Source organism: Enterobacter sp. RIT418 (assembly GCF_003057745.1).
GTDB lineage: Bacteria > Pseudomonadota > Gammaproteobacteria > Enterobacterales > Enterobacteriaceae > Enterobacter.
This window is the reverse complement of the sequence record NZ_QBJD02000007.1, coordinates 40,810-54,468: the sequence shown is the minus strand read 5'-3', so window position 1 is coordinate 54,468 and position 13,659 is coordinate 40,810. Positions and strand designations below refer to the sequence as shown.

Here is a 13,659-nt window from a genome sequence, read left to right as displayed (position 1 = left end):
ATGGGCAAGCTAGCGTTAGCAGCAAAAATCACCCACGTTCCGTCGATGTATCTCTCCGAGCTGCCGGGCAAAAACCACGGCTGCCGCCAGTCGGCCATCGACGGGCATAAAGAGATTAGCAAGCGCTGCCGCGAGCTGGGCGTCGATACCATTATCGTCTTCGACACCCACTGGCTGGTGAACAGCGCGTACCACATCAACTGCGCGGACCATTTTTCAGGCGTCTACACCAGCAACGAGCTGCCGCACTTTATCCGCGACATGACCTACGACTACGACGGCAACCCGGAGCTGGGCCAGCTGATTGCCGACGAGGCGGTGAAGCTCGGCGTGCGCGCCAAGGCGCACAACATCCCGAGCCTGAAGCTGGAGTACGGCACCCTGGTGCCAATGCGCTACATGAACGCGGATAAGCACTTCAAGGTGGTTTCCATTTCGGCGTTCTGCACGGTTCACGACTTTGCCGACAGCCGCAGGCTCGGCGAGGCCATCGTCAGCGCTATCGAAAAATACGACGGCACCGTGGCGGTGCTCGCCAGCGGCTCGCTGTCCCACCGCTTTATCGACGACCAGCGCGCCGAGGAAGGAATGAACAGCTACACCCGCGAGTTTGACCGCCAGATGGACGAGCGCGTGGTGAAGCTGTGGCGCGAAGGCCAGTTTAAGGAGTTTTGCAGCATGCTGCCGGAGTACGCCGACTACTGCTACGGCGAGGGCAACATGCACGACACGGTGATGCTGCTGGGGATGCTCGGCTGGGACCGCTACGACGGCAAGGTCGAGTTTCTCACCGAGCTGTTCGCCAGCTCCGGCACCGGCCAGGTCAACGCCGTTTTCCCGCTGCCCGCGTAAGGAGCCACCGTGCCGCACTTTATTGCTGAATGTACTGACAACATCCGCGAGCAGGCCGACCTGCCGGGGCTGTTCGCCAAAGTGAACGAGGCGCTGGCCGCAACGGGCATCTTCCCCATCGGCGGCATCCGCAGCCGCGCCCACTGGCTGGATACCTGGCAGATGGCCGACGGCAGGCACGATTACGCCTTCGTGCATATGACGCTGAAGATTGGTGCCGGGCGCAGCCTGGAGAGCCGCCAGCAGGTGGGCGAGATGCTGTTTGCGTTGATTAAAGATCATTTCGCAGCGCTGATGAACAGCCGGTATCTGGCGCTGTCGTTTGAAATCGAAGAGCTACACCCGACGCTGAATTTTAAGCAGAACAACGTGCACGCGTTGTTTAAGTAAAACCGTCCCCTCTCCCTTTGGGAGAGGGCTAGGGTGAGGGGAAATCTCTGCGGCCGGTTGCCCTCACCCCGGCCCTCTCCCACGGGGAGAGGGAGAAAACCATACCGCGCACGGTCTGTCCCCTCTCCCTCTGGGAGAGGGTTAGGGTGAGGGAAAATCGCTGCGGCCGGTTGCCCTCACCCCGGCCCTCTCCCTCTGGGAGAGGGTTAGGGTGAGGGGAAATCGCTGCGGCCTGATGCCCTCACCCCGGCCCTCTCCCATGGGGAGAGGGAGAAAAACGTATCGCGCCGATCTGTCCCCTCTCCCTCTGGGAGAGGGTTAGGGTGAGGGAAAATCGCTGCGGCCAGATGCCCTCACCCCGGCCCTCTCCCACGGGGAGAGGGCGAAAACACTACAACAGGATATCGCCATGCTCGACAAACACACCCACACCCTGATCGCCCAGCGCCTGCATCAGGCGGAACAAACCCGGGAGCAGATCCGCGCGATCTCGCTGGAGTACCCGGAGATCACCATCGAGGACGCCTACGCCGTTCAGCGCGAGTGGGTCAGCCTGAAAATTGCCGAAGGCCGCACGCTGAAGGGCCACAAGATCGGCCTGACCTCCAAAGCGATGCAGGCCAGCTCGCAGATTAGCGAGCCGGACTACGGCGCGCTGCTCGACGACATGTTCTTCCAGGACGGCGGCGATATCCCCGTCGATCGCTTCATCGTTCCGCGCATCGAGGTAGAGCTGGCCTTCGTGCTGGCAAAGCCGCTGCGCGGCCCGAACTGCACGATCTTCGACGTCTACAACGCCACGGACTACGTGATCCCCGCGCTGGAGCTGATCGACGCCCGCTGCCACAACGTTGATCCTGAAACCCAGCGCCCGCGCAAGGTGTTCGACACCATCTCCGATAACGCCGCCAACGCGGGCGTGATCCTCGGCGGCCGCCCGATTAAGCCCGACGCGCTGGATCTGCGCTGGATCTCCGCCCTGCTCTACCGCAACGGCGTCATCGAAGAAACCGGCGTTGCGGCAGGCGTGCTCAACCACCCGGCGAACGGCGTGGCGTGGCTGGCGAACAAGCTCGCGCCGTACGACGTGCAGCTTGAGCCGGGACAAATCATCCTCGGCGGCTCCTTTACCCGCCCGGTGCCCGCCAGCAGGGGCGACACCTTCCACGTGGATTACGGCCCGATGGGCTCCATCAGCTGCCGCTTTGTCTAGGAGAAGACCATGCAAAACGCATTTAAAGACGCGCTCAGGGCCGGAAGGCCGCAGATCGGCCTCTGGCTGGGGCTGACCAGCAGCTACAGCGCGGAGCTGCTGGCCGGAGCAGGCTTCGACTGGCTGCTGATCGACGGGGAGCACGCGCCGAACAGCGTGCAGACGGTATTAACCCAGCTTCAGGCGATTGCGCCCTATCCCAGCCAGCCGGTGGTGCGCCCGTCGTGGAACGATCCGGTGCAGATCAAGCAGCTGCTGGACGTGGGCGCGCAGACCCTGCTGGTGCCGATGGTGCAAAACGCCGATGAAGCGCGGCTGGCGGTAAGCGCCACCCGCTACCCGCCCGCGGGCATTCGCGGCGTGGGCAGCGCGCTGGCCCGGGCGTCGCGCTGGAACCGCGTTCCGGACTATTTACAGCAGGCTAACGACGCCATGTGCGTGCTGGTGCAGATCGAAACCCGCGAGGCGCTGAAAAACCTGCCGCAGATCCTCGACGTGGATGGCGTTGACGGCGTGTTTATCGGCCCGGCGGATCTCAGCGCCGACATGGGCTTTGCCGGCAATCCGCAGCACCCGGAGGTGCAGGACGCCATTGAACACGCCATTGCGCAGATCCTCCGCGCGGGCAAAGCGCCGGGGATCCTGATGGCGAACGAGGCGCTGGCAAAACGCTATCTCGACCTCGGCGCGCTGTTTGTCGCCGTCGGCGTCGACACCACCCTGCTGGCCCGCAGCGCCGAAGCGCTCGCCGAACGATTTGGCGCGCACGTCAGCGCGGTGAAATCCAGCGTCTATTAACAGCAGCAAGCCTCACCCTACAAAAATTCCCATCAGAGGAAACAACAATGAGCGACACATCATCAGCACTGCCGGATCGGCACGATCCCGCGAACCAGCACAAGCAGCTGACGGCGCGGCAGCAGTCGGTAATCAACAAACTGTTCCGCCGCCTGATCGTGTTTTTGTTCGTGCTGTTTATTTTTTCGTTTCTGGACAGGATCAACATCGGCTTTGCCGGGCTGACGATGGGCCAGGATCTCGGACTTAACGCCACCATGTTCGGCCTTGCCACCACGCTGTTCTATGCCACCTACGTGATTTTCGGTATTCCGAGCAACGTCATGCTGAGCATCGTTGGCGCGCGCCGCTGGATTGCCACTATCATGGTGCTGTGGGGCATCGCCTCCACCGCCACCATGTTCGCCACCGGGCCCAACAGCCTGTACGTGCTGCGAATGCTGGTCGGGATCACCGAAGCCGGTTTTCTGCCCGGCATCCTTCTCTACTTAACCTACTGGTTCCCGGCCTTTTTCCGCGCCCGCGCCAACGCCCTGTTCATGATCGCGATGCCGGTCACCACCGCGCTCGGCTCGATCGTCTCCGGCTATATTCTGTCGATGGACGGCATGCTGGATCTGCGCGGCTGGCAGTGGCTGTTCCTGCTGGAAGGGTTCCCGTCGGTGCTACTGGGCATCATGGTCTGGTTTTATCTCGACGACAAACCCGCCAGCGCGAAGTGGCTGACGGAAGAGGATAAACAGTGCCTGCACGAGATGATGGAGAACGACCGGCTGTCGCTGGTGCAGCCGGAAGGCACGCTGAGCCACCGCGCCATGCAGCAGCGCAGCCTGTGGCGCGAGGTGTTCACCCCAATTGTGCTGATGTATACCCTGGCCTACTTCTGCCTGACCAACACGCTTAGCGCGATCAGCATCTGGACGCCGCAGATCCTGAAAAGCTTCAACGAAGGCAGCAGCAATATCACCATCGGCCTGCTGGCCGCCGTTCCGCAGGTGTGTACGATTCTGGGGATGATCTACTGGAGCCGCCATTCCGACAGGCACCAGGAGCGCAAGCACCACACCGCGCTGCCGTATCTTTTTGCCGCTGCGGGCTGGCTGCTCGCCTCCGCGACCGATCACAACCTGATCCAGCTGCTGGGGATCGTGATGGCGTCGACCGGCTCCTTTAGCGCGATGGCGATCTTCTGGACCACGCCGGATCAGTCCATCAGCCTGCGGGCACGGGCGATCGGCATTGCTACGATCAACGCTACCGGAAACATTGGCTCCGCGCTCAGCCCGTTTATGATCGGCTGGCTGAAAGACGTGACCGGCAGCTTTAACAGCGGCCTGTGGTTTGTCGCCGCGCTGCTGGTGATTGGCGCGGTGATTATCTGGATTATCCCGATGAACGCCTCGCGTCCTCGCGCCACGCCGTAAGGAGTCGCCATGTGCCAGAGCCCTATCGCCAACATTGATATCAGCAAGGAGTACGACGAAAGCCTGGGCACCGACGACGTGCATTATCAGTCGTTCGCCCGCATGGCGGCCTTTTTTGGCCGCGACATGCAGGCGCACCGCCACGACCAGTATTTTCAGATGCATTTTCTCGATACCGGGCAGATTGAGCTTCAGCTCGACGATCACCGCTACTCGGTGCAGGCGCCGCTGTTCGTCCTGACGCCGCCGTCGGTGCCGCACGCGTTTATCACCGAGTCCGACAGCGACGGGCACGTGCTGACGGTGCGCGAGGATCTGATCTGGCCGCTGCTGGAGGTGCTCTACCCCGGCACGCGGGAAACCTTTGGCCTGCCGGGGATCTGCCTGTCGCTGGCGGATAAGCCGGACGAGCTGGCGGCGCTGAAGCACTACTGGCAGTTGATCGCGCGCGAATCGACCGGGCAGCTGCCCGGACGAGAGCACACGCTGGTCCTGCTGGCGCAGGCGGTCTTTACCCTTCTGCTGCGCAACGCAAAGCTCGACGATCACGCCGCGAGCGGCATGCGCGGCGAGCTGAAGCTGTTCCAGCGCTTTACCCAGCTGATTGACGTGCATTACCACCAGCACTGGACGGTGCCGGACTACGCCTGCGAGCTGCACCTGACCGAATCCCGCCTGACGGATATTTGCCGCCGCTTCGCCAACCGCCCCCCGAAGCGGCTGATTTTCGACAGGCAGCTGCGCGAGGCCAGGCGGCTGCTGCTTTTCTCCGACAGCGCGGTCAGCGATATCGCCTGGCAGCTAGGCTTTAAGGACCCAGCCTATTTCGCCCGCTTTTTTAACCGGCTGGAGGGCTGCTCGCCGAGCGCATATCGGGCGCAGAAAGTACCGGTGTCGTAATTTCCCCTCACCCTAACCCTCTCCCCAAAGGGGAGAGGGAACGATGACACCCTCGCCCCTTTGGGGAGAGGGCCGGGGTGAGGGGACAACGATCACAAAACTCAATCTCTCGCGAAAAGTACCCGCCGTTGTCCCAAACGTCCCTTCACGTTCTGCCCCGCACAGGCTTCAATTGAACAACAAATACAAAACATAAATTTAACAAACTCTATTCCGATAACGAGGTCCCTATGAAGCCTGAAGATTTCCGCGCTGACGCCAAGCGCCCGCTCACCGGCGAAGAGTATTTAAAAAGCCTGCAGGACGGCCGCGAGATTTATATCTACGGCGAGCGCGTGAAGGACGTCACCACCCATCCGGCATTTCGCAACGCGGCGGCGTCCGTCGCGCAGATGTACGACGCGCTGCACAAGCCGGAGATGCAGGACACGCTGTGCTGGGGCACCGACACCGGCAGCGACGGCTATACCCACAAGTTCTTCCGCGTGGCGAAAAGCGCCGACGACCTGCGCCAGCAGCGCGACGCCATCGCCGAATGGTCGCGCCTGAGCTACGGCTGGATGGGCCGCACGCCGGACTACAAAGCCGCATTTGGCTGCGCGCTCGGCGCGAACCCGGCGTTTTACGGCCAGTTCGAGCAAAACGCCCGTAACTGGTACACCCGCATTCAGGAAACCGGCCTGTACTTCAACCACGCGATCGTCAACCCGCCGATTGACCGCCATAAGCCCGCGGACGAGGTAAAAGACGTCTACATCAAGCTGGAAAAAGAGACCGACGCCGGGATCATCGTCAGCGGCGCGAAGGTGGTGGCGACCAACTCGGCGCTGACCCACTACAACATGATCGGCTTTGGCTCCGCGCAGGTGATGGGCGAAAACCCGGACTTCGCGCTGATGTTCGTCGCGCCGATGGACGCCGAGGGCGTGAAGCTGATCTCCCGCGCCTCCTACGAGATGGTGGCCGGTGCGACCGGCTCGCCGTACGACTACCCGCTCTCCAGCCGCTTCGACGAAAACGACGCGATTCTGGTGATGGATAAGGTGCTAATCCCGTGGGAAAACGTGCTGATCTACCGTGACTTCGACCGCTGCCGCCGCTGGACGATGGAGGGCGGATTTGCCCGCATGTATCCGCTGCAGGCCTGCGTGCGCCTGGCGGTCAAGCTCGACTTCATCACCGCCCTGCTGAAAAAGTCCCTGGAATGTACCGGCACTCTGGAGTTCCGCGGCGTGCAGGCGGATCTCGGCGAGGTGGTGGCCTGGCGCAACATGTTCTGGGCGCTGAGCGATTCCATGTGCTCTGAGGCCACGCCGTGGGTCAACGGCGCGTACCTGCCGGACCACGCGGCGCTGCAAACCTACCGCGTGATGGCGCCGATGGCCTACGCCAAGATCAAGAACATCATCGAGCGTAACGTGACCTCCGGGCTGATCTACCTGCCGTCCAGCGCCCGCGATCTGAACAACCCGCAGATCGACCAGTACCTGGCGAAATACGTGCGCGGCTCTAACGGCATGGATCACGTCGAGCGCATCAAGATCCTGAAGCTGATGTGGGACGCCATCGGCAGCGAGTTTGGCGGTCGCCACGAGCTGTACGAAATCAACTACTCCGGCAGCCAGGACGAAATCCGCCTGCAGTGCCTGCGCCAGGCGCAAAGCTCCGGCAACATGGACAAGATGATGGCGATGGTCGACCGCTGCATGTCCGAGTACGACCAGCACGGCTGGACCGTGCCGCACCTGCACAACAACTCTGATATCAACATGCTGGACAAGCTGCTGAAATAGCGCAGCGGGAGATAATCATGCATACAGATGAACAACGCCTGCGCTTTCGCGAAGCCATGGCCAGCCTGTCGGCAGCGGTCAACGTGGTCACCACCGAGGGCGAGGCCGGCCGCTGCGGCATCACCGCCACCGCCGTTTGCTCGGTCACGGACACCCCGCCGTCGCTGATGGTTTGCATCAACGCCAACAGCGCCATGAACCCGGTCTTCCAGGGCAACGGCAGGCTGTGCGTGAACGTCCTCAACCATCAGCAGGAGATCATGGCCCGCCACTTCGCGGGCATGACCGGCATGACCATGGAAGAGCGCTTTGGCCTCTCCTGCTGGCAGAAAGGCCCGCTGGGGCAGCCGGCGCTCAAAGAGGCGCTGGCCTGCCTGGAAGGGGAAATAAGTCAGGTGCAGACCATCGGCACCCATCTGGTTTACCTGGTGGAGATTAAAAACATCATCCTCAGCGACGAGGGCTACGGCCTGATCTACTTCAAGCGCCGCTTCCACCCGGTCATGCTGGAAATGGAAGCCGCCGTGTAACGCTGCGTCTCCTCCTCACCCGTCCGCGCGGTGAGGAGGATATATTTCGTGATCGTCATCACATATATTCTTTACTTTACCTGACGTTAGAACCACTCGCCCCGTTCTTTGACCACTCACTCATCGGTTTCAACCGCTCACGCATTTACCGTCCTTTACGCGCGCGAGGATCTGGCACGATCGCTCCAGCATTACTCAATACCTCCTCAAAACGAACCCTGACCCTTTTTTCTTCACATAAAAAACCAGGTCTTACTATGGATACTAAAAAACTACTTAAGCACGTGCCCTGGGCAATACTCGGGATTATCGGCGCTTTCTGTCTGGCGGTAGTCGCACTGCGCCGGGGCGAACACGTCAGCGCCCTGTGGATCGTGGTCGCGTCTGTCTCCGTCTATCTTGTGGCTTATCGCTACTACAGCCTGTACATCGCGCAGAAGGTCATGAAGCTCGACCCGACGCGCGCCACCCCGGCGGTCATTAACAATGACGGCCTGAACTACGTGCCAACCAACCGCTACGTGCTGTTTGGCCACCACTTCGCCGCTATCGCAGGCGCAGGCCCGCTGGTTGGGCCGGTGCTGGCCGCGCAGATGGGCTACCTGCCGGGTACGCTGTGGCTGCTGGCGGGCGTGGTGCTGGCGGGTGCGGTACAGGACTTTATGGTGCTGTTTATCTCTTCCCGCCGCAACGGCTCGTCGCTGGGCGAAATGATCAAAGAAGAGATGGGCCGCGTGCCGGGCACCATCGCGCTGTTCGGCTGCTTCCTGATCATGATCATCATCCTTGCGGTGCTGGCGCTGATCGTGGTGAAGGCGCTGGCGGAAAGCCCGTGGGGCGTGTTCACCGTCTGCTCTACCGTGCCGATCGCGCTGTTCATGGGGATCTACATGCGCTTCCTGCGTCCGGGACGCGTGGGTGAAGTCTCCGTAATCGGCATCGTGCTGCTGGTGGCCTCTATTTACTTTGGCGGCATCATCGCCCACGACCCGTACTGGGGCCCGGCGCTGACCTTTAAAGACACCACCATCACCTTCGCGCTGATTGGCTACGCGTTTATCTCTGCGCTACTGCCGGTCTGGCTGATCCTGGCGCCGCGCGACTACCTGGCGACCTTCCTGAAAATCGGCGTTATCGTGGGCCTGGCGATCGGCATTGTGATCATCAACCCTGAGCTGAAAATGCCTGCGGTGACCCAGTACATCGACGGTACCGGTCCGCTGTGGAAAGGCGCGCTGTTCCCGTTCCTGTTTATCACCATCGCCTGCGGCGCGGTGTCTGGCTTCCACGCGCTGATCTCTTCCGGCACCACGCCGAAGCTGATGGCCAACGAAACCGACGCGCGCTTTATCGGCTATGGCGCGATGCTGATGGAATCCTTCGTGGCGATCATGGCGCTGGTAGCGGCCTCCATCATCGAACCGGGCCTGTACTTCGCGATGAACACCCCGCCGGCGGGCCTGGGCATTACCATGCCAAACCTGCACGAAATGGGTGGCGAAAACACCGCGATGATCCTGACGCAGCTGAAAGAGGCGAGCACGCACGCCGCGGCGACCGTCAGCTCCTGGGGCTTCGTGATTTCGCCTGAGCAGATCATGCAGACCGCGAAAGACATCGGCGAACCTTCCGTGCTGAACCGCGCGGGCGGCGCACCGACGCTGGCCGTGGGTATCGCACACGTGTTCCACAAGGTGCTGCCGTGGGCGGACATGGGCTTCTGGTACCACTTCGGTATTCTGTTTGAAGCGCTGTTCATCCTGACCGCGCTGGACGCCGGTACCCGTGCGGGCCGCTTTATGCTGCAGGACCTGCTCGGCAACTTCGTGCCGTTCCTGAAGAAAACCGACTCTCTGGTGGCGGGCATTCTCGGAACCGCGGGCTGCGTAGGCCTGTGGGGCTACCTGCTGTATCAGGGCGTGGTTGACCCGCTCGGCGGCGTGAAGAGCCTGTGGCCGCTGTTCGGCATCTCTAACCAGATGCTGGCCGCCGTGGCGCTGGTTCTCGGCACCGTGGTGCTGGTGAAGATGAAGCGCACCAAATACATCTGGGTAACCGTGGTACCTGCCCTGTGGCTGCTGCTCTGCACCACCTGGGCGCTGGGACTGAAGCTGTTCAGCACCAACCCGCAGCTGGAAGGCTTCTTCTTCATGGCTAACCAGTACAAAGAGAAGATCGCCGCTGGCGGCGGTGACCTGACCGCGCAGCAGATTGCCAACATGAACCATATCGTGGTGAACAACTACACCAACGCGGGTCTGAGCATTCTGTTCCTGGTGGTGGTGTACAGCATCATCTTCTACGGCATCAAAACTTGGATGAAGGTGCGTAACGCCGAAGGCCGTACGGATAAAGAAACCCCGTACGTGCCCGTGCCGGAAGGCGGCGTGAAGACTTCTTCACACCATTAATCCACACGCCCCCCCTCACCCCAGCCCTCTCCCTAAAGGGGAGAGGGTGTCAATATTCCCTCTCCCCTTTGGGGAGAGGGTTAGGGTGAGGGGCTTTTCCTGTCTGGAACCCGCAATGTTTGGTAACTTAGGCGAAGCAAAAAAATACCTCGGTCAGGCGGCAAAGATGCTGATTGGCATCCCGGACTATGACAACTACGTTGAACATATGAAGACCAACCATCCGGATAAGCCGTACATGACCTACAACGAATTCTTCCGCGAGCGCCAGGAAGCGCGCTACGGCGGAAGTGGCGAAGGCGGCGTACGCTGCTGCTAAAGGAGAGATCATGACCCCGATTGCCGTTACCCTCCTCACCGGCTTTCTCGGCGCAGGCAAAACGACCCTGCTGCGCCACATCCTCAACGAACAGCACGGTTTCAAAATCGCCGTCATCGAAAACGAGTTCGGCGAAGCCTCCGTGGACGACCAGCTGATCGGCGATCGCGCCACCCAGATCAAAACCCTGACCAACGGCTGCATCTGCTGCACCCGCTCCAGCGAGCTGGAAGACGCCCTGCTCGACCTGCTGGACAGCCGCGACCGCGGTGAAATCGACTTTGACCGCCTGGTGATTGAGTGCACCGGCATGGCCGATCCCGGCCCGATTATTCAGACCTTTTTCTCCCACGACGTCATTTGCCAGCGCTACCTGCTCGACGGCGTGATTGCGCTGGTTGACGCGGTTCACGCCGACGAGCAGATGAACCAGTTCACGATTGCCCAGTCGCAGGTGGGCTACGCCGACCGCATCCTGCTGACCAAAACCGACGTCGCGGGTGAAGCCGAAAAGCTCCGCGAGCGGCTGGCGCGCATCAACTCCCGCGCGCCTGTTTACACCGTAACGCACGGCAATATCGACCTGTCGCAGCTGTTCAACACCAACGGCTTTATGCTGGAAGAGAACGTGACCTCGAAGCCGCGCTTTCACTTTATGGCGGACAAGCAGAACGACGTCTCCTCTATCGTGGTCGAGCTGGACTACCCGGTAAACATCAGCGAGGTGTCGCGCGTGATGGAAAACCTGCTGCTGTCGTTTGCGGATAAGCTCCTGCGCTATAAAGGCATGCTGTGGATCGACGGCGAGCCAAACCGCCTGCTGTTCCAGGGCGTGCAGCGTTTGTATAGCGCCGACTGGGATCGCCCGTGGGGCGAGGAAGCACCGCGCAGCGTGATGGTGTTTATTGGAATTCAGCTGCCGGAAGAAGAGATTCGGGCGGCGTTTGCTGGCTTAAAGAAATAGCATATATGCTCCCTTTTATTTCCTTAAGGGAGCACCTACCGTTTGACCTGTATTCCTCGCTATATCCTTTCTGAGAACAATATTGTCTGTTAAGGTTTCTCAAATAACGAAACCCCCTATAAGTAAACATTTATCTTAATTTTGATTTAACTGATAAATATAAGCTTCCCGAATAAGTAGGCGTAACATGGCAATTATTATTCCCACAGTCAGCAGCTGTAGCGATAAAATCACCGCCGGTGAGAAAAGACTGGCACGGATCCTGGAAGGCGGCCTGAGCGAACAATGTACCTGCTGGTACGACACACGAATGGGGGAAAAGCAAAATCATCCTGATTTTGTGATATTGACCCCGGATAAAGGCTTATTATTCCTGGAGGTCAAAGACTGGTTTATCACTAAAATTAAGTCGGCCAACAAAACGCACATTCATTACGAAACGAAAAACGACATTGAGCCGTTGAAAAACCCGCTTGAACAGGTTCGTCAATATACCTTCCAAACCATCGACAGCCTGAAAAAAGATCCTCTGCTACGTCAACAAGAAGGTGCTTATCAGGGAGGATTTATAATGCCGTATGGATATGGCGTCTACTTGAGCAACATCACCCGAGCCCAGCTTGAAAAGAGTTTTCTGCCAAACGAGCTAAGTGAAATATTTCCCGCCAGCCAGGTCATTTGCAAAGATGAACTCACTGAGTTTATGACCAGGGAACACATCTCTGCCCGGCTTGAATCCCTCCTCAAACATAGCTTCGTACATCACACAACGCCCCAGCAGCTCGATCGTATTCGATGGCATCTCTATCCCGATGTACGAATTAATCACGCCGTGACGCAGGTTGATGTGGATAGTTTTACGCTCCACACGCCGGATGTTGTTTGCATGATGGACACAAAGCAGGAACAGCTCGCCAGAAGCATGGGGGCAGGACACCGCGTTATCCACGGCGTGGCAGGATCCGGCAAAACGCTTATTTTGCACCATCGGTGTATTGAGCTTGCCAACAATATTGAAAACACCAAACCGATCCTGGTCATTTGCTACAACATCACGCTGGCCAAAAAACTCAAAGCGCAGCTCGAGCGGCATACGCTGCGGCTGCCTGTCGAAGTCATCCATTTCCACGCCTGGTGTTATCAGCAATTACACGCACATCATCGTATTCCCCCAAAGAGCAAAAACTTTATTGAGCTGATGGAAAATGCGCTGACGGTGGCATTTGAAGACGGGATTATCAAACCGGAGCAATACAGTGCCGTTCTTATCGACGAGGGACACGATTTCAAACCGGAATGGTTAAGAATTCTCGCTCAGATGCCAGACGCTAAAGATAGCGCCCTACTTTTCCTCTACGATGACGCCCAGTCGATATACCAGAAAAAGAAAGCTCTCGACTTCACTCTCTCCAGCGTCGATATAAAGGCTCAGGGGCGCACAACAATACTGGATACCAACTATCGTAATACCCGGCAAATACTCCATTTTGCCAGCAGCATTGCGTTTAGTTATCTCAATAATCACATTGAAGACGCCCTTAAATACCAACGGCCTGCCGCAGGAGGGTTATCAGGTCATTACCCAACCTTAGCCAGCTTTGATAATCAGGACGAAGAGATCACGCACGTTCTTGATTGGGTCACTGAACAGCGACAGCAGGGCGTTGCATGGTCAGACATTGCCATACTTTGCCCCTCGACTTACAGCATTTCGGGCATGCTTGGCCCAAGGCTCGAAGCCCGCAAGATCCCTTATCAGATGATCGTCACCAGCGATGATAAAAAGCACTGGTCGCCGCAAAATGATTTCCTTTGCGTGATGCCGTTGCCAAGCAGTAAGGGGCTTGAGTTTCAGTCGGTCGCGATTATGGATGCCGCAAAGGAAAGGGATGAGGAGGATTTGAGTGACGATATCAAGCGCCTTTACGTCGGATTTACCCGCGCGCGCCAGAACCTGCTGGTAACAATGCACGGAGCCGGAAACCTGCGCGACCATCTTGTCAGCACTTACAAGTATTGCGCGAAGAGAGTCTAGCGAAACCCGCCAACATACATCCCCTCTCCC

12 protein-coding genes are annotated in these 13,659 nt (G+C 59.2%); all 12 read left to right on the top strand.

The genetic code is table 11. From position 1 onward, the window contains the following. Positions 1-852 carry a 3,4-dihydroxyphenylacetate 2,3-dioxygenase gene (gene hpaD / locus DBY73_RS09930; RefSeq protein WP_112010993.1) on the top strand — a complete coding sequence of 284 codons (852 nt, stop codon included), beginning with the start codon at positions 1-3 and terminating at the stop codon, positions 850-852. A gap of 9 nt (positions 853-861) precedes the next feature. Continuing rightward, positions 862-1,242 (top strand): 5-carboxymethyl-2-hydroxymuconate Delta-isomerase, encoded by a 381-nt coding sequence (locus DBY73_RS09925; protein ID WP_112010992.1) that lies wholly within the window; start codon positions 862-864, stop codon positions 1,240-1,242. 409 nt (positions 1,243-1,651) lie between these two features. After that, a complete protein-coding gene (hpaH, locus tag DBY73_RS09920) occupies positions 1,652-2,455 on the top strand; it encodes a 2-oxo-hept-4-ene-1,7-dioate hydratase (RefSeq protein ID WP_112010991.1) in 804 nt (267 codons plus the stop codon). A gap of 9 nt (positions 2,456-2,464) precedes the next feature. Then, complete coding sequence (hpaI, locus tag DBY73_RS09915; RefSeq protein WP_112010990.1) at positions 2,465-3,253, top strand: 4-hydroxy-2-oxoheptanedioate aldolase; 789 nt, start codon at positions 2,465-2,467, stop codon at positions 3,251-3,253. 47 nt (positions 3,254-3,300) lie between these two features. Further along, complete coding sequence (gene hpaX / locus DBY73_RS09910; protein ID WP_112010989.1) at positions 3,301-4,677, top strand: 4-hydroxyphenylacetate permease; 1,377 nt, start codon at positions 3,301-3,303, stop codon at positions 4,675-4,677. 9 nt (positions 4,678-4,686) lie between these two features. Continuing rightward, positions 4,687-5,577: a 4-hydroxyphenylacetate catabolism regulatory protein HpaA gene (hpaA, locus tag DBY73_RS09905; protein ID WP_112010988.1), complete on the top strand. Its 891-nt coding sequence runs from the start codon at positions 4,687-4,689 to the stop codon at positions 5,575-5,577. 230 nt (positions 5,578-5,807) lie between these two features. Beyond that, a complete protein-coding gene (gene hpaB / locus DBY73_RS09900) occupies positions 5,808-7,370 on the top strand; it encodes a 4-hydroxyphenylacetate 3-monooxygenase, oxygenase component (RefSeq protein ID WP_112010987.1) in 1,563 nt (520 codons plus the stop codon). A 17-nt stretch (positions 7,371-7,387) separates the two neighbouring features. Next, on the top strand, positions 7,388-7,900 hold the full coding sequence (locus DBY73_RS09895; RefSeq protein WP_112010986.1) for a 4-hydroxyphenylacetate 3-monooxygenase reductase subunit: 513 nt from the start codon (positions 7,388-7,390) through the stop codon (positions 7,898-7,900). Positions 7,901-8,157: 257 nt separating this feature from the next. Further along, entirely contained in the window at positions 8,158-10,311 is a 2,154-nt protein-coding gene (locus DBY73_RS09890) for a carbon starvation CstA family protein (protein WP_112010985.1), read from the top strand. Positions 10,312-10,426: 115 nt separating this feature from the next. Further along, positions 10,427-10,630 carry a YbdD/YjiX family protein gene (locus DBY73_RS09885; RefSeq protein ID WP_059180224.1) on the top strand — a complete coding sequence of 68 codons (204 nt, stop codon included), beginning with the start codon at positions 10,427-10,429 and terminating at the stop codon, positions 10,628-10,630. Between the two features lie 10 nt (positions 10,631-10,640). Beyond that, positions 10,641-11,594, top strand: a complete 954-nt coding sequence (yjiA, locus tag DBY73_RS09880; RefSeq protein WP_112010984.1) for a GTPase — start codon at positions 10,641-10,643, stop codon at positions 11,592-11,594. Between the two features lie 187 nt (positions 11,595-11,781). Continuing rightward, positions 11,782-13,629 carry a 3'-5' exonuclease gene (locus DBY73_RS09875; RefSeq protein ID WP_112010983.1) on the top strand — a complete coding sequence of 616 codons (1,848 nt, stop codon included), beginning with the start codon at positions 11,782-11,784 and terminating at the stop codon, positions 13,627-13,629. Positions 13,630-13,659: the final 30 nt, after the last annotated feature.

Excerpts from the sequence above, each read along its gene's own strand:
- DBY73_RS09875 (WP_112010983.1), top strand. The coding sequence starts at position 11,782 with ATGGCAATTATTATTCCCACAGTCAGCAGCTGTAGCGATAAAATCACC.
- hpaA (WP_112010988.1), top strand. The coding sequence starts at position 4,687 with ATGTGCCAGAGCCCTATCGCCAACATTGATATCAGCAAGGAGTACGAC.
- DBY73_RS09895 (WP_112010986.1), top strand. The coding sequence starts at position 7,388 with ATGCATACAGATGAACAACGCCTGCGCTTTCGCGAAGCCATGGCCAGC.
- hpaB (WP_112010987.1), top strand. The coding sequence starts at position 5,808 with ATGAAGCCTGAAGATTTCCGCGCTGACGCCAAGCGCCCGCTCACCGGC.
- DBY73_RS09890 (WP_112010985.1), top strand. The coding sequence starts at position 8,158 with ATGGATACTAAAAAACTACTTAAGCACGTGCCCTGGGCAATACTCGGG.
- hpaD (WP_112010993.1), top strand. The coding sequence starts at position 1 with ATGGGCAAGCTAGCGTTAGCAGCAAAAATCACCCACGTTCCGTCGATG.
- hpaH (WP_112010991.1), top strand. The coding sequence starts at position 1,652 with ATGCTCGACAAACACACCCACACCCTGATCGCCCAGCGCCTGCATCAG.
- yjiA (WP_112010984.1), top strand. The coding sequence starts at position 10,641 with ATGACCCCGATTGCCGTTACCCTCCTCACCGGCTTTCTCGGCGCAGGC.
- hpaX (WP_112010989.1), top strand. The coding sequence starts at position 3,301 with ATGAGCGACACATCATCAGCACTGCCGGATCGGCACGATCCCGCGAAC.
- DBY73_RS09885 (WP_059180224.1), top strand. The coding sequence starts at position 10,427 with ATGTTTGGTAACTTAGGCGAAGCAAAAAAATACCTCGGTCAGGCGGCA.
- hpaI (WP_112010990.1), top strand. The coding sequence starts at position 2,465 with ATGCAAAACGCATTTAAAGACGCGCTCAGGGCCGGAAGGCCGCAGATC.